This window comes from Chitinophaga sp. CCNWYY40, assembly GCF_037483205.1.
In the GTDB taxonomy this organism is placed as follows: Bacteria; Bacteroidota; Bacteroidia; order Chitinophagales; family Chitinophagaceae; genus Chitinophaga; species Chitinophaga ginsengisegetis.
On sequence record NZ_JBBHLF010000004.1, the window covers coordinates 540,846 to 559,912 of the forward strand.

The following is a 19,067-nucleotide window of genomic DNA, read 5'->3' on the forward strand; positions in this document are numbered from 1 at the left end:
GAGGAGAGCAGTAAAGAAAAGATTTCCGGACTGGAGAGAATAGATATTTCTGTGCTTTATGCTTTTAACTCAACAGACGGAAGCAAAGATACTGTTTTTCTGGTCAAGATGCTGATAAATTAAAAAAAAGCCATATGAAAGGGGTGTTTTACGTGTTGAAAACGTCTAAAATTGCCGTTATCAGGCCCAAAATAAAAGAAGCCGCTTTCACAGCGGCTTCTAAAAACTTACTTTGCCGCTTCCGGTGCAGCATCAGGTTTGGTTTTTGGCTCTTCATCCCCATGATGACAGGTATAACAGGAAACCGCCATTACTTCACTGCCTTTAAAGAATTTCTTATTGATGCGTTTGGTCATCTTCATCATATCCCTGGCAGTGCCTTTATGCGGATTAGCGTCGCTGGCGAAGTCCAGTTTCTTTGCATCATCTTTCCGCGGCTCATGACAGAAATTGCATTTTACGCCCAACGCAGCATTAAAACCGCGCATTACCTTGATCAGGTCATCATGACTGATATCTTTTGGCAATACTTTCAGATTGGTAGCCTTCTCCGGCTCCTGTGGCAATGCGAGTGAACATAGGGTACCGACAGCCATAAATGCCGCCACCACTACAAAGCTTTTCCTGATTTTCATTGATCTTGGGTTTAAATAAGTCTGTAAATGCTTCCTTCAGGGAAGGAATCTACAAAAAAGAATAATAGGTTGTAGGTGTATACATCCGCTTTTTCTTTCTTTCAACCCAACGATCAGCCCAAAAAGAACCCCGCATCCAGACGGATGCGGGGGCTTTTTTCTAGTTATGAGGACTTAGTTATTGTCAACACAAAGCTTATTATAGATCAGTTCATCAGAAGAAATCGGCCAGATATACTGAGGAACCGTTGGCGCAATAACAGGCACCGTACTGCTTTTGGCAGGGAACGGAATACCAAGACGGGTAATCTCCATACTTCTGAAACCTTCTCCCAGCAATTCAATATGTTTCTCCTGGGCAATAGCCGCCAGCAAGGCTGTTACATTGGCAAAATCAGCTACGGTATAAGTGATGGTAGCATCGGAACGGTGTCTTACCGCAGACAACAACGCTACCGCAGTCGGATCTACTGAATTGGTTTGCCGCGCCCGCGCTTCCGCCAGGTTCAGTAATACTTCTGCATACCTGATCACAGGAATATAATCGGTGAACGGACTTGGAGTAGGGAATTTGGTCCAGTATTTTTTCCCGAGAGATTGTACAATAAATTTCCTGCGTGTATCAGTGTCAGACTTCCAGGAAGAATCGGCGATCACGCCATTAGGATGCATGGAGTACTCACCATTACCGGTAAATGGCTTTGCAGCAGGCGTAAAATAATATCCAAGCTGTGTTTGCGTGCCCGGAAAATCGTCTGTAGAACCGGTAAATGGCAGGGAGAATATAGATTCCTTTGTAGAATACGGCGGCGCAAATACCTTTTGTACATCCGCTTCCAATGCATGCCCGGCAGGTGATACAAACGGCGCGCTGGCAGACACCAGTTTTGCCGCTTCTGCTATTACTTTATCATATTGCTCCATATACAGGTACACACGGGTTTTGTAAGCAATAGCGCTATAGGCGTTGGCGCGCGTAATAGACGTCAGGGCGCCTGCAGCCGGTTTTGTTAACAACGTTTCAGCAGAATCCAGGTCGCGGATAATCTGCGCATATGTTTCATTCACCGTACTACGCGCACGGGCATAACTACCAATTTTAGCATGTCCTTCGGTGTGAATAATTAAACCGGGCTTGCTGCCGGCGCCATCCCAATGCGGACGCGCATATAACTGCAGTAATGAAAAGTAGCTCACGCCCCGTACAAATTTCGCTTCGCCGGCATACAGCTTCGCAATGGAGTCACCCACCACCTGGTTGCCAACAGCATTCATGCCCGTAAGAAAAACATTCACGTTGTTAATGGTGATGTAACCCTGCGACCAGATCTCCTTCACTTCCTGCGCTTCACCCGTAGGCACCATTCTCCAGCTGGCATTCAATGTTACGTTATTAGCCTTTTCATTCACAAAGTCTTCGCCCCTTACTTCATTGGCAATGGCATATTTTCCGCCGAGGAACTTGCCATGCTTCATTACAGAATACAAGCCATTCGCCTGGCTGGCAATCCGCTCTTTGGTTTCAAAAGCCTTGAAATCAGGAATATCCGTAGAGGGAACCGGCTCCAGTAATCCTTTCTGACAAGCACCTAAACCCATCACAGTAACAGCCAATATATTTAAAGCATACTTTTTCATCTTCTTTCAATTTAAAAGTTAACATTAAGACCCACTGTCAGTGTTCTTCCATTACCAAGCGTATTACGGTCAACACCCTGACCGGAAGCATTATTACCATTGGAAGAAACTTCCGGATCCGGACCAGGATACTTTGTAATCAGCGCGAGGTTTTGTCCTCTTACATAAACTTTGGCGCCCTGCAGCCGGATGGCGTTTGCGATATTATCAGGAAGACGGTAAGTGAGTGCGGCGGTGCTTAATTTTACAAAGTCGCCTTTAAAAACATTCGCGGCAATTGCAAAAGAAGAACCATTGGAAATGTTATCCCCGTATACTACACGCGGCATATCAGTCTGATCGCCTGGATTCTGCCATCTGTTTAACACATCTGTACTGTTGTTCCAGTAACGCTGATCTCTTAATCCTGCATTACTGCCATAGTACACGTAAAATCCTGTTTGATAGGTAAGCAGTACATTCAGCTCAAAGGCTTTGTAGCGGAACGTATTCTCCAGTCCGCCGAGTACTTTCGGATTGGTATTTCTATACGCCACCGCATCTTTCACACCCACGGTAGGAGCAGCTTTGCCATCTTCATATTTATACTTAACGGCATCTGCATTGTTAAAATAAACCTTGTCGCCGTTGGCATTGATAAAAATCCTTCTGCCTGTTGCCGGGTCCACACCATCGGTGCGTACTACGTACAACATGCTGGTAGGATAGCCTACTTTGTTGATACTGGTTTGTTCCAGGCTGCTGGTAACAAAAGGGATCGCAGTGATATCACCGGCCAGTGATGTCACTTCATTTTTGTTATGTGCAATGTTGAAACCGATGTTCCAGGAGAAATCACGCTTATCAATAGCTACCGCGTTTACACTGAACTCTATTCCTTTGTTATACATGCTGCCCACGTTGGTGGGGATGGTAGCAATAGTAGCCGTGGTGCTGGTGATAGGAATACCGGCAGATGGCATCTGCGGTACAAACAGGATTAAGCCGTTAATATCATTATAGTAATAAGAAAACTCACCACTGATCCGGTTATTCAGTATGCCGTAGGTAAATCCTACGTCTGTTTTTTTACTGGTTTCCCAGTTCAGATCGGGGTTACCCGCCTGGTTGAAATAGATAGAAGAACTACCACCGTAAGGAGCAGGCTTATACAATGATAAGGCGTCATAATCGCCCAGGCCCGCGAAGTTACCCACTTTACCATGACTGGCCCTGATCTTGAAACTGCTGAATACATTATTAAGACCGGCGTTTGTCCAGAATGCTTCTTTCGTAATTTCCCATCCCGCAGAAAAACCATAGAAAGTACCTTTTTTAAAGTTGGGACCGAAAGCGGAATATTGGTCCTGTCTTACGTTGGCGCTTAAATAATATTTCTCGTTATAATTATAATTTAAACGGGAGAAGGCAGACAACAGGTAGTTTTCTTTGCGCAGCAAATAACGCGACAAATCCGTGAGCCAGCCTCCTTCACTATTATTGAAATAGTTATCCATCTGTTTCTGGCGACGCAAACCATAACGCTCGCGTGCATCACGCTGTTGTTCAAAACCCGCCAGCAGGCTCAGGTTGTGCTTACCGAAAGAACGGTCCAGTTGTACGGTATTGGTCCATACCCAACGTTTGTTTTGTGTATAAATACTGGTAACATCACCGGTAGAAGATACTCCGTCGCCCGACAGGTAATTGAGATAAATATCGTTGTTCATCAGGATGTAATCCGCACCATACTGGGTTTTTAAGGTGATCCACTCAGCAGGTTTCAACTGCAGGTAAACGTTGCCCTGAATGTGACTGGCTTCTGTATTGGAATGATCCATATCCAGCAGTACCTGCGGGTTGTAGATGCCAATGGGCAGCGTATTTTTTCCGCCACTCATACCGGAACCACTGATATTATAACTTCCATCATTGTTATAGGGAGATACTAACGGAGAAGTAAGGAAAGCGAGACGGGCAAGACCGCCGGAGTTAAAGGCTTCGCCTTCCAGTGAGCCGGAAGATCCGGAGATCAGGCTTTGCTCATTGGAGTAAGACATCCGCGCACCGATGGAAAAGGCTTTTCCCAGTTGCTGATCAATACTGAACAGAAGGCTCTTGCGTGCGAAGTCATTTTTTTTCAGAATACCCTGTTGTTTGGTATACCCTGCAGAAAAGTAATAGCTGGTACTTTCGGAACCACCGGAAACATTTACGTTATGATTATGCGATATTGTTTTGTCGCGGTACACCACATCCATCCATTTGGTATCAATTACTTTACCATTGGCATCGAGGTTAGCTACATAGCGATCTGTATTACCGGCGTTTTTCAACGCTTCATTTTTCATTTCAAGAAACTGTTCTGTATTCAATACAGTAGGCAGGCGTGTAGGTCTGGTAGTACCTACCCAACCATCGTAGGCTACTTTCGGCCGGCCGGCTTTGCCTTTTTTGGTTGTTACAAACACTACACCATTGGCGGCACGGCTACCGTAAATAGCAGTAGCAGCAGCATCTTTGGCGATATCTATAGAAGCGATATCAGCAGGATTGATACTTGATAATGGATTCAGCGGGGAGTTGGAAATACCTGCGCCTACATCTCCTGAAAAAGCGGGTACGCCATCAATAACGATCAACGGATAGGCGCTCATGGAAATAGAATTGGAACCACGGATACGGAATACCGGCGGGTTGTTCACGATTCCGTTAGGAACAGTGATCTGCACACCTGCCGCGCGGCCACCTAAACCAGCCTCAAAGCTTTGTACCGGCAATTCCGCGATGGCGCCGCCTTTCACAGAGGCGATGCTGCCGGTTACATCTTTTTTACGTTGCGTACCATAACCCACTACCACCACTTCGGAAATAGATTTTGAATCGGGCAACAGGATTACATTGCCTGTAGAATTGCCTGTAATAGGCAGCGTTTTTGTTTCGTATCCTACAAAAGATACTTTCAGTGATTTAACATTTTCAGGTACGGAAAGCGAGAACTCGCCCATTGCATCGGTAACAGTGCCTGTTCTGCCTCCGGGTAAGCTTACAGATACACCAGGTAATCCATTACCGGTATCGTCTGTTATCTTTCCTTTCACAGTGCGGGGATGCTGTGCCAGCAGCGAGGTGGCTATCAATAGCATACCTGCCAGCACGAGTAGAAGTTTCCTCATGTCAGTTTAGATTTAATTGTTGATAAAAAATTACAATGGTGGTATCGAGATTTTGGCAATAGACATCCTGTTCCGGTTCATGAAACCGGATTAGCATGCGTTAAAAAGACCAGGTGATTACATTAGCTAAAAGGCTTTACAGCACAGAGTTTTAAGGTTTTAGTTATAATAATTAAAGGTTTAGATTCAGAATTTTGGTTGCAGCTACAATACAAATACACATAATAAGGTTCACCGGTAAATATTACTGGTTGCTTAAAAATAAAAAAGAAATTTAACTTTTCATCGCAGCGATAAATATTACTTAATATTCATCTCTCCAAAAACGATTTTCTACTGCTCTATTACATAGGTATCAGCAGCTTATATATTTAATTCTCACAGGAATTTTTTTATTCTTCTAATATCTGTTTTTATAACCCATACTAAAACAAAGGATATCAGGCGGTGGGATTTAATCCGCAATAACCGGGTTTTTTACCGATATTCACGAGGCTACCTTTGTTTAAAAACATTGAAGCCATGAATCATTACAATACCGTTGCCACGGCAATAGACTATATTAAAGAGCATTTCAAAACGCAGCCCGACTTACAGGAAATTGCTGCGGCAGTACATATGAGCCCATTTCATTTTCAACGTGTATTTGCTGAGTGGGCAGGGGTAACGCCTAAAAAGTTCCTGCAATACCTTACGCTGGATTATGCCAAAACGATGCTGAGAGAAGAAAAGGTGACCGTATTCGATGCCGCCTTTGAAGCGGGCCTTTCAGGTACCGGGCGCCTGCACGACCTGTTTATCAATATCGAAAGTATGACACCGGGAGAATATAAAAACGGCGGCAAGGCACTACGCATCAATTACAGTTTTGCTGAAAGTCCGTTTGGTGATATCATAGTGGCATCCACTTCAAAAGGTATTTGCCACATGGCCTTTGCAGACGATCAGCAACTCGCCCTGCAGGAGTTGACTGCACAGTTTCCCCATGCGCAGTTTACCCAGATGGTGGATCTCATCCAGCAAAACACCCTGTATATATTTACGCAGGACTGGAGCCGGCTGTCGGAAATAAAACTGCATTTGCGGGGAACGGACTTTCAACTGAAAGTATGGGAAGCGCTCCTGAAAATTCCGATGGGTAATTTAACCACCTACTCCCAGCTGGCTACCACCCTTCAAAACCCGAATGCCTCCCGTGCAGTGGGTTCAGCCGTAGCGCAGAATCCTGTGGCATTCCTGATCCCTTGTCACCGCGTAATTAAAGCTACCGGCGACACCGGGCAATACCACTGGGGCAGTACACGTAAAAGTGCCATCATCGGCTGGGAAGCCGCAAAGAAAGGGCATACCGCCGGAGGGGAAATATAATCATCCCGTAATCTTATCAATATTCTGCAAAGACAAAAAACAAAGGGCTGCCCGCTTGTGTAGGACAGCCCCGTTTTTGCTTATGAAAAAAAGGACCAGCACTAAATAGTGCCTGCCGGTTAGACGAGGAAAAAAGTTTGTCAGAAAAGTCAAAATATCACCATTGTATAAACGTCATCAACATGCCTGCAGGGCATGAGCATTAGTTCTCTCACGAAAGATCAGCGTCTGGTTTAGATGTTAATCAAGTTAGTTTATCGTTTGTGATACTCCTGTTTTTCAGATTTTGGTTGCTTACTATAAACACACCTCCCGCAGATGCTCAGTAGTGCTTAATAGGTTACCTTAAAAATAAAAAATAATTTTGCATTTTCATATATAAATTTCCTGTTTGTTTGCAGACCGCACTAAAAATTATATCGACATTTAGTATCAACCCTTTACATATGCCAATATCTACGCGTTTTCTTACCTTTCCATAAAAAACGATGACCTCCGGAAAGAAACCTGTCGGACTGACTACCTCGCAGGGCTGGGAAACCGGCATCCGACGCACTTTTGCGATCGCTCCCATGGAAGCCTGGGAAAAGCTGTTTACACAACCCATACTGGGATTATGGCTGGATAATAATGCAAACATCCCCTTTGAGAAAGGCGACTCCTATACCACCCGGTCCGGTATCACTATCCACGTAGCTTCCGTCACCACCGGTAAAGTGATCCGCATGAAATGGCAGCAGGCCCCCGGTACAAATACCTCTACCCTGCAGATAAGAGTGATTCCCGCCAAAGAAAAGACCGTCATTGCCTTTCATCACGAATGGCTGAAAGATGGCGAAGAAAGACTTAAAATGAACGACTACTGGAAAAAGGTACTGGATAAAATCAGTGAAACAATCTGATCGAACATATAGCTGCTTATCTATGTTATACTACCAGCATATACAGTTATTGGTAAGCATCAAACCTAAAAAAGCCCTTATCCGGTTACAGGCAAATTTTGCCGGACCATTTTTAAGCGTATTATAAGGCGGCGCTCCGATTCTTACCCCTAACTTTGCTATACCAAACACCAAAGTACCTACGGGAACGCGAACTTATGAATGTTTACAGTATAGTTAAAGGGCCCCAACAGCCAGAGCTGCTTCACCATGAAACGCTGGCAGATATCTTTTCACAAACAGTGCAGGAACACGCCCATCACACTGCACTGATATTCCAGCAACAAACGCTTACTTATCAACAGCTGGATCACTGGAGCGATGCCATCGCCGCATTCCTGCAATCCAAAGGAATAGGCCCCGGCAGTGTAGTAGGCATCTGGTGGCCGCGCAGCCTGGAACTGCATGCCGCAATACTGGGTATCATAAAGGCCGGTGCAGCTTATGTACCGCTCGACCGGGAAATGCCCGCGGAAAGAGTGGAAGGCGTACTTACAGAAGTAAAGGCTGCCGCCTGCTTCAGCGAAGTGCCTCTCCAGCTGGAAGCCCCGGTATTATCCATACCCCCGGTACCCGACAGCACCGAAGTATTCACCCTTCATGCCGGACCACAACCCGAAAACTTTGCCTACGTATTATACACTTCCGGCAGTACCGGCAAACCCAAAGGCATTCCGATCAGTCACCGGCAGATCTGCCACCTTATCAGGGCAGAACAAACCGTTTTAAATATCCGCGCCACCGATAAGGTATACCAGGGCTTCTCTGTATCCTTTGACATGTGGTGTGAAGAAACCTGGCTTAGTTACTTCGCCGGCGCTACCCTCTGGGTGGCCGACGCTACTACCGCGAAGGCCATTGATGAACTGGGCGACGTATTGCGCCGGGAGAAAATTACCGTACTACACGCCGTTCCCAGCCTGCTCGCCATTATGGATGATAACATCCCCACACTGCGCCTCATCAACGCCGGTGGCGAAGCATGTACACCACAGGTGTTATCCAGGTGGGCAGCGCCTCCCCGTCACTTCTATAACAGTTACGGCCCTACGGAAACAACGGTCAGCGCTACTTTCGCCGCACTAAGGCCGGGAGATTATATCACCATCGGTCAGCCACTGCCCAATTACAACATGGCCGTGGTAGATGAAAAACTGGATATCCTGCCGGTAGGCGAACGCGGGGAACTCGTTATTTCAGGCCCCGGAGTAGGCGCCGGATACATTGATCGCCCCGAGCTGACCCGGGAAAAATTTGTGGATAAACCATCTTCCATGACGGAGTTGCCCGGCAACCGCCTGTATCGCACCGGTGATGCCGCCATCATTTTACCGGATGGCAGTATCGACTTCCAGGGCCGCCTCGATGATCAGATCAAACTACGCGGATACAGGATCGAACTGGGAGAAATTGAAAACCAGCTCCATGCCATTGCCGGCATCGCCGCAGCGGCAGTAGCTGTAAAAAAAGACAGCAACGACCAGGACCAGCTGGTGGGTTATATTGTACAGGAAGATCATTCTCCTTTCGATGAATCCGCCCTCCGCGCAACGCTCGCCAAAACATTACCGCCCTACATGGTGCCTGGCACCATTGTAGCGCTGGAAGACATGCCCCGCCTGCCCAGCGGTAAAATAAACCGCAAGGCACTGCCTCTTCCGGCTGCCTTTACACAGGTAACCACCCATGAAGCCATCGATCCGGATGCACCCGTTGCCGACAGGATCAGCGCTATCCTGGCAAAGGTATTTCCCGACAGGACAATCGATCTTCAGCAGGACTTTTTTACAGACCTCGGAGGACATTCATTGCTGGCAGCTGCTTTTGTATCACGACTGCGCCGGGAAGCCAATGTGCCGAATGCATCTCTCAAAGATATTTATATACATCGCCCCCTGCAGGAACTGGTAAATGTATGGGCCGCACAACCACAGTCGGCCCCAAAGCCGCATCGTGTTTTTAATAAAGTGCCGTGGTGGCGTCACCTAAGTTGCTGGATAGCGCAAACCATTGCTGTACTGGTGATCTTCGGATTATTTGCCATGCAGATATTTCTTCCCTACCTCGGATATTATTATGTAGAACAGGATACCAGCCACCTGGGATATGCTATCGTTACCGCGCTCATCATGTTTTGCCTGCTGCCTCCTCTCTTTTCTATTCTTATTATCAGTACAAAATGGCTGGTCATCGGAAAAATGAAAGCAGGAGATTATCCTTTATGGGGTACCTATTATTTCCGTTGGTGGCTGGTAAAAACAATCCAGCGTCTCATGCCTTCACAGTTCCTTAATGGTACACCGCTATACCCCGCTTATCTCCGGATGCTGGGTGTGAAAATAGCGCCGGATGCGCAACTCGGCGCGGTGACTATTGGCGCGGAAGATCTTGTTACGATTGGCAGTGATGTAAGTATCAGTTCACAGGCAGTGATTAATAATGCTTTCGTGGAAGATGGCCTGCTGAAACTCCGCACCGTACATCTTGGTGATCATGCGTACATAGGCAGCAGTGCAGTTATTGGCGGTGATACGGTAATGGAAGCCTGGAGCGAGTTACAGGACCTCAGCTTTTTACCCGCCAACAGTACCGTGAAATCAGGCGAAGTATGGCAGGGTAGTCCGGCAGTGTTAAAAGTAACTAAAAATATCAGCGATCTGCCGCAACCATTGCCCGTATCAAAAGCAACCCGCAGAAAATACAGCGCTATCTTTTCCCTGTTCCTGCTGGTATTTCCATTCACGGTGTTATTGCCGTTATTGCCTACGATCATTACCCTCAACCAGATGGATAATGCAGCGCCGGACTATAACTTCAATTACATGGTGATCACACCGGCACTGGCATTGAGTTATATTATTTTATTTACCGGGCAGACAGTATTGCTCACCCGTTTACTGCAATGGGGCATTAAGCCGGGTACCTACCCTATTTACAGTGCGTTTTATGCCCGTAAATGGTTTGCCGATCAGCTGATGTCGTTATCCCTGATTGTGATCCATCCTATTTTTGCCACGGTATATATTTCTTCATTATTCCGTGCACTGGGTGCTAAGATAGGCCGCAATACAGAAGTATCTACCGCCAGCAGCGTTACCCATCCTTTGCTGGAAATCGGCGACGGCGCCTTTATTGCGGATGCGGTAACTCTCGGCGAATCCGATGTACGCGGGCAACAACTGATACTGGAAAAAACAATTATCCATAACACCAGCTTTGTAGGCAACAGCGCCCTGATACCGCAGGGATATGAATTACCGGAGAATATGCTGATAGGCGTGCTATCCACGCCGCCATCCAAAGAACAGCTGGCAGCAAGTACTGCGCGCGACTGGTTTGGATCGCCGGCCATTGCGCTGCCACGCCGCCAGGAAAGTCATTTCTTTCCGCCGGAACTCACCACTCACCCATCACCACAACGCAAACTGGCCAGGGCTACGGTGGAGTTTATACGTATCCTGATCCCCGAAACAGTGGTGATCTGCTGCAGTATCCTGTTCATCGCCTATGCCCACGACCTCGTAACAGATGAAGCCTGGTGGATGATCCTGCTGCAGTTCCCCTTCTATTATCTCTTTTTCCTGGGGCTGCCCGCATTCCTTTTCACGGTATTGCTCAAATGGATTCTTGTCGGCAAATACAAGGCTTTGCAAAGTCCTATGTGGACTTCCAATGTATGGCGCAGCGAAGCGATTACTTCTACTTACGAAGCCCTCTCTATTCCGTTCCTGCTGGAATACCTGAAAGGAACGCCCTGGCTGCCGGTAATACTCCGGCTGCTGGGTGTAAAAACAGGCCGCCGCGTATTGCTGAATACCGCAGATATCACAGAATTTGATATGGTGGAAATAGGCACTGACAGCGTATTGAATGAAGACAGTGGTCCGCAGACACACCTGTTTGAAGACCGGGTAATGAAGATAGGACCCATTAAAATAGGCCGCAGAAGCAGCATTGGCGCAAGATCTATCATCCTGTACGACAGTGAGATAGGCGATGATGTAAACATTGCACCCCTCTCGTTGTTAATGAAAGGAGAAAAATTACAACCGGGTACCAGCTGGACAGGCAGCCCGGTTAAACCCGAATAACGCTACCGTATATACGAAAATGATCACCATCCGGTCCATACAGATAAGAGATCACTATGATCTTATCAGCAGCATGATGGAGCAGCTGCATCTCTCGGAAAAAACATTCTTTCTGAAAACAGCCGCCTGGGAAAGCATTGCTTCAAACTACATGCAGCATGTAATGGAAATGCAGGAAACCTGCGATGGTACCTGCCTGCTGGCATATGTTGATGCGCAGCCGGCAGGCTTCATCTTTGCCTACCTGGAAGAACCGGATGAAAGCCGGATTGAAGATTACACCGGTAACACCCTGTATGTATCTGATGGCTATGTGGCCAATGAATTCCGCCGGCAGGGTATTTACAGGATGATGAATGAGGAACTGGAACGGATATACGTAGAGATGGGTATCCGTAGAATAGTAAGATATACACTGGCCAACAACCATCGTATGCAACAGTTCCTGGTGTCGAAAGATTATGAACCGGTACGGCTGGTATATGAGAAATGGTTAACTCCTGATGGAAAGAAACCGGTTCCATTGTTTCCACCTCTTCCTGACTTATAATTTCTTCTTAAATAAAAACAGCGGCAGAAAAATATTCCCTGCCGCTGTTTTTACTTAAGAAGAAATGTCATTAATAATCAATAGCATGATCCTTTTTTACAGGAGCCCCCGCATATGCTTTCTTTGATGTCCAGGGTTGCGCAGGCGCCGACCAGAAAGGGTTTGAAGCAGGCAACCCCAATGCCAGGAAGCCGGTGCTACATAAGTACAGGCTACCGGTAGAGGTATAAACATCTGCAATTTCCGGCTGATGCCCGCAGAAACCAATTTGCAGCCAGCCTTTTTTATCAAAGGTACCAGGCGTTTCAAATATTCGTTTATTCACTGCCGTTAGTGCACATCTTACCTGTGCAGGGGATATATCTTCGGGTAATTTCTCTTCTAATGCAATTTGCGCCAATGCCTGGAAAGCCGCGTTGCGGTAGGGCATCGATCGACCCACTACCGGGAAAGTCCCTTCAGGAGATACCTGTTTTTCAAGAATAGCAGCATAGCGTTGCATCCGCTTTAATGCCAGTTCATAATTGGCTTTACTGCTTTCTTCTTTTTCAGCCATCACCTTTAGTACATCTACCAGCATGGGATGAATTACAAAGGAGTTGTAATAGTCGTAATGAAAATGTGCGCCATCACCATACATACTATCGCCCTTGTACCACTCCATCATTTTTTGTACAGCCAGGTCTATTGGTTTGCGGTCCCAGTCGGCGCCGAATTTCAGCAGCATGGCTTCAATGATAGCGGAGAACAACACCCAGTTATTGGTAAATGCTTTAATGCTGCGTAAGCTGATCAGGCCATCTATAACCTGTTGTTGTGTTTTAGCAGACAGCCTGCCCCAAACGTGTTTGGGGGCGCGTAGTAATCCATGCGCGAGGAAAGCGCCATCTACCAATGGCTGCGCATCAAACTTGCCGGTAAAGTTCATATAGTCCGGAGAGGCAGGATCTACCGCCATTGCTATAGCTTTACGGGTCATCTCCAGCATCTCAATACGTTTGCTGCCTTCCATTGTATTATCTTCCCCCAGTTCCAGCCAGGGTGCAATACCGGCGAGAGTTCTGCCAAATGCTTCGAGATAGGTTACTTTATCCACCGGCTTTCCATAGCTGGGCGCCACTTCGGTAGGCATGGTAGCCTTCAGTTTTCCTTTGCTCAGCTGCTCTATAACGGGGCGGCATATACGAATCATCAGATCCACATTATACTCCCTGTCGCCGGTCGCAGGCTTTTCAGCAGCCATTACTTTCAGCAATCCTTTTTCTGTGCCTATGGTACTGGCCACTCCTGCCATAGGAATAGCCTTGATAAAAAAACGTCTGTCCATGCAAATAAATTTACGGCGTTATTTCGCCCATTGTTTATACCGCAGCAATGCTTCTACAAAATAATAATCGGCGTAGGTGAGTGGTACATCTACTTCCGATTTATTAGGCAGGTGGCCTACGCTATGCATCAGTATGAAATCATTGTTCTCTCCTTCCTTCGCCAGGTATGCCGGGCTGCAAAGGCTTGTCAGCATTTTTTCTGCGGCGTTCCAGTAACGTTTGCCATCGGCTTTGCCTGTGTAGCGGCTCAGTTCCAGCAGTGCAGATGCGGCTACCGATGCAGCAGATACATCACGCAGTGCGTTGGGAATATCCGGTGCATCATAGTCCCAGTAGGGCACCAGGTCGACCGGCATATGCGGGTTGTTCAGGATAAAGTCTGCAATATGACGTGCCTGTTCCAGGTAAGCTTTGTCCTTTGTATCGCGGTACATCAGGGTGTAACCATAGAGCCCCCATGCCTGTCCGCGCGACCAGGCAGAGCTGTCTGCCAGCCCCTGGTGCGTTTTACGTTCATTTACGGCGCCGGTAGCAGGATCATAATCCACTACGTGGTAAGAGCTGTAATCCGGGCGGAAATGATTTTTCATGGTGGTGTTGGTGTGTATGCGTGCAATGTCTGCAAATTGTTTATCACCGCTTTCGCGGGTGGCCCAGTTCAGCAATTCGAGGTTCATCATGTTATCAATGATCACCGGGAATTTCCAGGAGCCGTGATCCCACGATTTGATACAACCTACGGTTGGATTAAACCGCGTGGATAGTGACTTTGCACTGGTAAGCAGGATAGCTTTGTAAGCCGTGTCTTTTGTGATGCGCAGCGCATTGCCAAAAGGACAATACATCATAAAGCCCAGGTCATGTGTGTGGGTATTGTACTGTTCTTTTTGTACAAGTGCCATTCTTTTCAGGGCTTCATTCTTAAAGGCCGGATCTTTGGTGTATTCAAAAAGATACCAGTTGGTACCGGGATAAAAACCGGAGGTCCACCAGCCGGAGTTAGACGTCATCAAACTGCCGTCTTTGCTGGTGCTACGGGGTAACAAGCTGTCGGGCACATGCTTCATCATCAGCTTATACTGCCTGGCGGCAAATTGCAATGTGGCATCTGCCTTTGCCAGTAAGGCTTTATCTGCTTTACCCGCTTGTGCATACGATTGCATCAAAAATGCAGGCAACAACAGTACCATAAAGAACAGGTTCTTTTTCATAATAACGTGATTAGAGTATGATCATTTCTTTTTTCCGCTGCTCTTGACTGTACCGGCAGAAGACTCGCGGGCTATCAGTTGAATAGGTATTATTTCCTGTGAATAACGTGGTACGCTGGAAGGGGCGGTATTGATCAGTTCCATGAGGGCAGCCACCACCCTTTCTCCCATCATGGCTGGATACTGGTCTACGCTGGTAACAGGCGGCGTAACAATTTCTGTCCGGGGATCATTGGAATACCCTACTATTTTCAGGTCTTCCGGCACCCTTACATTGATCTTACGGCAATACTCCATGATGGTAATAGCAGTAGTATCGTTAGATGCAAATACGCCATCCGGAAATGGTGGTTGCGAGAATATTTTTTCACACGTTTGCCAGGCGTTATCGCGCGTGAGCTCGTGATAAAATACGCGCGTTTTTTTAAACGGCAGCTTAAACTCCTGTAAGGCGTTCTTGTACCCCGCTACTCTTTCCACATACAGGTTACAGCTTAGCGGCCCGGAAATATGAACAATATCTTTACAACCTTTTTCTATCAGGTGGGTAGTGGCGGTGTAACCTCCTACGTAATCATCTCCCTTAATCACTTTTACATTGTAATCTTTGGGGACCCTGTCAAAAAATATCAGCGGGATGTTGTTGTCCTTGAATATATCGAAATGGGAAAAGTCGGTGGTATATAACGTGGTGGATACCACCAATCCGTCTACCCGTGCGGAATACAGCGTATTTACCAGTGCTATTTCCTGTTCGTAGGAATCATTGGATTGGCAGATGATCAGGTTATATCCATGTTCCTGCAGTTTATTTTGAATGATTGTACTGATAGCGGCAGGAAAGAACATGGAGATACGCGGAACAATAAGCCCGATGGTTTTGCTTTTGTTGTTGCGCAAACCGGCGGCCAGGGCATTAGGACGATAACCAAGTTTACGGGCCATCTTCTTCACCTTATCTTTCGTACGTGCGCTGATGTTAGGATTATCATTCAGCGCGCGTGAAACAGTAGATACTGAGAGTTTCAGTTCTTCTGCAATATCTACAATTGTTTTTTCGGTACGTTTGCTCATGTATAGAGGCTATTAGCTGTAAGTGTTCTGTTATCTTCCCATCCAGCCACCATCCACTGTAAGGATAGTACCATGTACATAATCAGCCGCTTTTGAGGCAAGGAATATTGTTGGTCCGGCAAAATCTTCCGGTTCACCCCATCTGCCGGCTGGAATACGGTCCAGTATAGCGCTGCTGCGTTGCTGATCTGCCCTCAGTGCCGCGGTATTATCCGTGGCAATATATCCCGGGGCTATTGCATTCACATTCACTCCTTTGGAAGCCCATTCATTGGCAAATGCCTTTACCAGCGATCCTACGGCTCCTTTACTGGCTGCATATCCCGGCACGTTGATACCGCCCTGGAAGGTGAGCAAAGATGCTGTAAAGATAACTTTTCCGCTCCCACGGGCAATCATTCCTTTCCCGATTTCACGGGTCAGGATAAATTGGGCGTTCAGGTTGATGTTAATCACTTCGTCCCAGTACTCGTCCGGGTGTTCTGCAGCGGGTTTACGGAGAATAGTGCCTGCGTTATTCACCAGGATATCTATTACCGGAACATCCTGTTCCAGTTGCTTAATAAATGTATAAAGGCTGGTCCGGTTGGAAAAGTCGGATTGATAAGCCTTAAAACTACGGCCCAATGCCTTTACCTCTTTTTCCACTTCACTGCCACTCAGCTCCAGGGAGGCTGACACCCCGATAATATCGGCGCCTGCGGAAGCCAGTGCCACCGCCATCGCCTTTCCTATACCACGTTTGCAGCCGGTAACCAGCGCAGTTTTTCCTTTTAACTGAAATAAGTCCATGATGAATAAGTTGGAGCTTTCCGGCACACCACTGGTGGCCTGCCGGAAAAGTTATTGAATCGTTACCTGTAAGGGTTGCTTAATTTTTTGGGCGAATGTTTCCAGATAGCTGAACCACTCTTCAGCGGAAGTAATTCTTCCGCCTTTGTTCCACGCCGCCCCGAAATAGTATTCATATGGCTGCTCGCTCCCTGCTGTTCCGGGGCTTAGCAAATGTACGCGATCTGTTTTCATTCCCGGTACCTCCCGGGCAAAAACGCAGCCTATACCCAACGTGCCATCATCGCCATGAGCGGGCTCCCAGTAGCCCATTACGCCGGTTTTCTCATCCAGCAATACGGTACCCGGCTCTTTGCGTTTTACAATACCGGTTACCACGGGGATGTCATTCCCTTTGAAGCTGTATTGCACCTGCATTTTATTGAGTTGGGAACCTGCATCCAGGGAAATGGTTTTGGTAACAGTAACGGCCGTATTGCCCGCCTGCCAGGTATCGTAGGTCAGGGAAAAAGTGGTGCGCAACGGACCATTATCAAGGGTTTTCGACTGCCGGTAGTTTTTCGGGAAATAGATGGTATCCTGTCCGGAGGGCGCTGTATCACCTGCGCCAAGTGTTAAGCCCACGCTGTAGTAGTCCAATCCCTGCCCGTTGTCGTGGTGATAGTTATCCAGTTTATACCAGGTGTCGATCACCATATCGGTGGTGCGCTTCGCCCATACATCAATACCATAGGCCATTTCTTTCGGTACCAGTTCAAGCGCCTTGCCATACATACGATAGGCCATGCGGTCATTTTCCCAGGCGTAATCATCTTTGCGTTCAGGTACATAACGACCATACGCTTTCGCCTTTACCGGCGCCGGGGCACCCTCTGCCACTGCGGCATACAAACTTGCTGCAGCGGGCAGCGTTACCTGTAGTAATATCTTCTTTGCTGATTTACCACCTTCATAAATCAACTGATAAGGAATTTCCTGTCCGCTCACAATATCTACTACTTTAAAACCTTTCAACGTTTGTTTGGATAATTTCGCGCTGAAAGCGGAATAAGGAATTTCTGTAACCTCTTCTATCCTGTTGATACCGGTGTTATTGGAGATGACCAGGTGAGCAGCCGCATTTTTCCGGAGATCATATTTGATCAGTTCTGAACCGGCTAACAGGAACGCACCTACGCCATATACTTCCGTGTCGTTAGCGGTAGCTTTTCCGGGTGCAGCGCCTATTTCCTGGACAAAGCCCAGTTTACCATTTGGCTGTACGCAACCGGTAAGTGCTTCCCATCCTTTCTGTATTATCGGTAAAAATTTCTTCTCCGGTAAAAGACCATTGTTCACACCCCACATCAACGCATATACGTAGAAACCGGTGCCGCTTGTTTCCTTTGCCGGATAGCTGTCCGGGTCCAGTAAACTGGCATGCCAGGTACCATCTGCAGTTTGCAGGGCGGCTATGCGGTAAGCCATTTGTTTATACAGGTCCTGGAAACGTGCCTTTCCTGCGTAACCGGCCGGCATATTATCCAGCGTACGCACCAGGCCGCCCATTACCCAGCCGTTACCACGACTCCAGTATACGTTGGTGCCATTCTTTTCTTTTTTGCCGATATAACTGCCATCGCGGTAATAAAGGCTATCCTGCTTATCATACAGGTAGTCAGTTGTTTTCCACCACAGCTTGTCCGCGGTTTCCAGGTAGCGCGAATCCCCGGTGGCGGTGCTTAAATAAGCCAGCGCCGGAGGCCCCATGAACAACGCATCACACCAGGCCCATTCACGATGATGAATACCATCTTTCCATTCGAGTGATTCTGTATGCGGCGCTGCCACAATGCTATCTGCCAGCTTACGGAATTTATCGATCATTACCGGATCTTTATACACACTGTTTAGTTGTGAGTATAGCTGTCCCACACAGTATTCATCTGCGAAGAAACGGTCCGGTCCTGTGTTCCAGTCATTATCTTTTCCTACCTGTACCAGGCGGTCAATAAAGAAGGGATTGGATGTTACCTGTGCCAGCGACATCATGCCTGCATACATAGCGCCGTTGGTCCAGTCGGTAGGCGCATGGTTCCAGCCATTGGCAGTAATATGGCGCCATTGCCAGGAAGCCACTTTTTCCATTTGCGCCCTTACCGCGGCAGCGGTATAGGCATCAGTGAAAACCGTGGCATGCTGCCCGGTAACAGGTTCCGTAGCATGCACCGGTAAGCCGGCATGCAGGAAAGACAAGCCCAGCAAGCTTCCTGCGATAATTTTTTTCATCATCATGATAGCAGCT

The 19,067-nt window shown here is 47.3% G+C and carries 12 protein-coding genes; 4 read left to right on the forward strand and 8 right to left on the reverse strand.

From position 1 onward, the window contains the following. Window positions 1-227: 227 nt before the first annotated feature. The 3 genes from V7S65_RS16930 to V7S65_RS16940 all read right to left on the reverse strand — a co-directional run bounded on the left by V7S65_RS16930 (window position 228) and on the right by V7S65_RS16940 (window position 5,428). Window positions 228-635, reverse strand: a complete 408-nt coding sequence (locus V7S65_RS16930) for a c-type cytochrome (protein ID WP_079469258.1) — start codon at window positions 633-635, stop codon at window positions 228-230. Between the two features lie 174 nt (window positions 636-809). Continuing rightward, entirely contained in the window at window positions 810-2,273 is a 1,464-nt protein-coding gene (locus tag V7S65_RS16935; protein WP_336387373.1) for a RagB/SusD family nutrient uptake outer membrane protein, read from the reverse strand. Window positions 2,274-2,284: 11 nt separating this feature from the next. After that, on the reverse strand, window positions 2,285-5,428 hold the full coding sequence (locus V7S65_RS16940) for a SusC/RagA family TonB-linked outer membrane protein (protein ID WP_336387374.1): 3,144 nt from the start codon (window positions 5,426-5,428) through the stop codon (window positions 2,285-2,287). Window positions 5,429-5,950: 522 nt separating this feature from the next. On the opposite strand from V7S65_RS16940, the gene V7S65_RS16945 reads away from it, so the two are divergent. From V7S65_RS16945 to V7S65_RS16960, 4 genes are all read left to right on the forward strand, one after another. Then, on the forward strand, window positions 5,951-6,796 hold the full coding sequence (locus V7S65_RS16945; RefSeq protein ID WP_079469261.1) for a bifunctional transcriptional activator/DNA repair enzyme AdaA: 846 nt from the start codon (window positions 5,951-5,953) through the stop codon (window positions 6,794-6,796). A 488-nt stretch (window positions 6,797-7,284) separates the two neighbouring features. Continuing rightward, a complete protein-coding gene (locus V7S65_RS16950; protein ID WP_079469262.1) occupies window positions 7,285-7,698 on the forward strand; it encodes an SRPBCC domain-containing protein in 414 nt (137 codons plus the stop codon). A gap of 197 nt (window positions 7,699-7,895) precedes the next feature. Next, entirely contained in the window at window positions 7,896-11,828 is a 3,933-nt protein-coding gene (locus V7S65_RS16955) for a Pls/PosA family non-ribosomal peptide synthetase (RefSeq protein ID WP_336387375.1), read from the forward strand. Between the two features lie 19 nt (window positions 11,829-11,847). After that, window positions 11,848-12,378: a GNAT family N-acetyltransferase gene (locus tag V7S65_RS16960; RefSeq protein WP_111576649.1), complete on the forward strand. Its 531-nt coding sequence runs from the start codon at window positions 11,848-11,850 to the stop codon at window positions 12,376-12,378. 70 nt (window positions 12,379-12,448) lie between these two features. On the opposite strand, the gene V7S65_RS16965 is transcribed toward V7S65_RS16960, so the two are convergent. Genes V7S65_RS16965 through V7S65_RS16985 form a run of 5 tightly spaced genes read right to left on the reverse strand, consistent with a single transcriptional unit; the run spans window position 12,449 to window position 19,057 of the window. Beyond that, a complete protein-coding gene (locus tag V7S65_RS16965; RefSeq protein ID WP_336387376.1) occupies window positions 12,449-13,705 on the reverse strand; it encodes a DUF2264 domain-containing protein in 1,257 nt (418 codons plus the stop codon). Between the two features lie 18 nt (window positions 13,706-13,723). Then, window positions 13,724-14,917, reverse strand: coding sequence for a glucuronyl hydrolase (locus V7S65_RS16970; RefSeq protein ID WP_336387377.1), 1,194 nt, complete (start codon window positions 14,915-14,917; stop codon window positions 13,724-13,726). Window positions 14,918-14,938: 21 nt separating this feature from the next. Continuing rightward, a complete protein-coding gene (locus tag V7S65_RS16975) occupies window positions 14,939-15,991 on the reverse strand; it encodes a LacI family DNA-binding transcriptional regulator (protein ID WP_079469267.1) in 1,053 nt (350 codons plus the stop codon). Between the two features lie 30 nt (window positions 15,992-16,021). Further along, the gene (locus tag V7S65_RS16980) at window positions 16,022-16,783 is read right to left on the reverse strand and encodes an SDR family oxidoreductase (protein ID WP_111577399.1); all 762 of its coding nucleotides are present in this window, start codon (window positions 16,781-16,783) and stop codon (window positions 16,022-16,024) included. Between the two features lie 51 nt (window positions 16,784-16,834). Then, window positions 16,835-19,057, reverse strand: a complete 2,223-nt coding sequence (locus V7S65_RS16985; protein ID WP_336387378.1) for a DUF4861 family protein — start codon at window positions 19,055-19,057, stop codon at window positions 16,835-16,837. Between the last annotated feature and the right edge of the window lie 10 nt (window positions 19,058-19,067).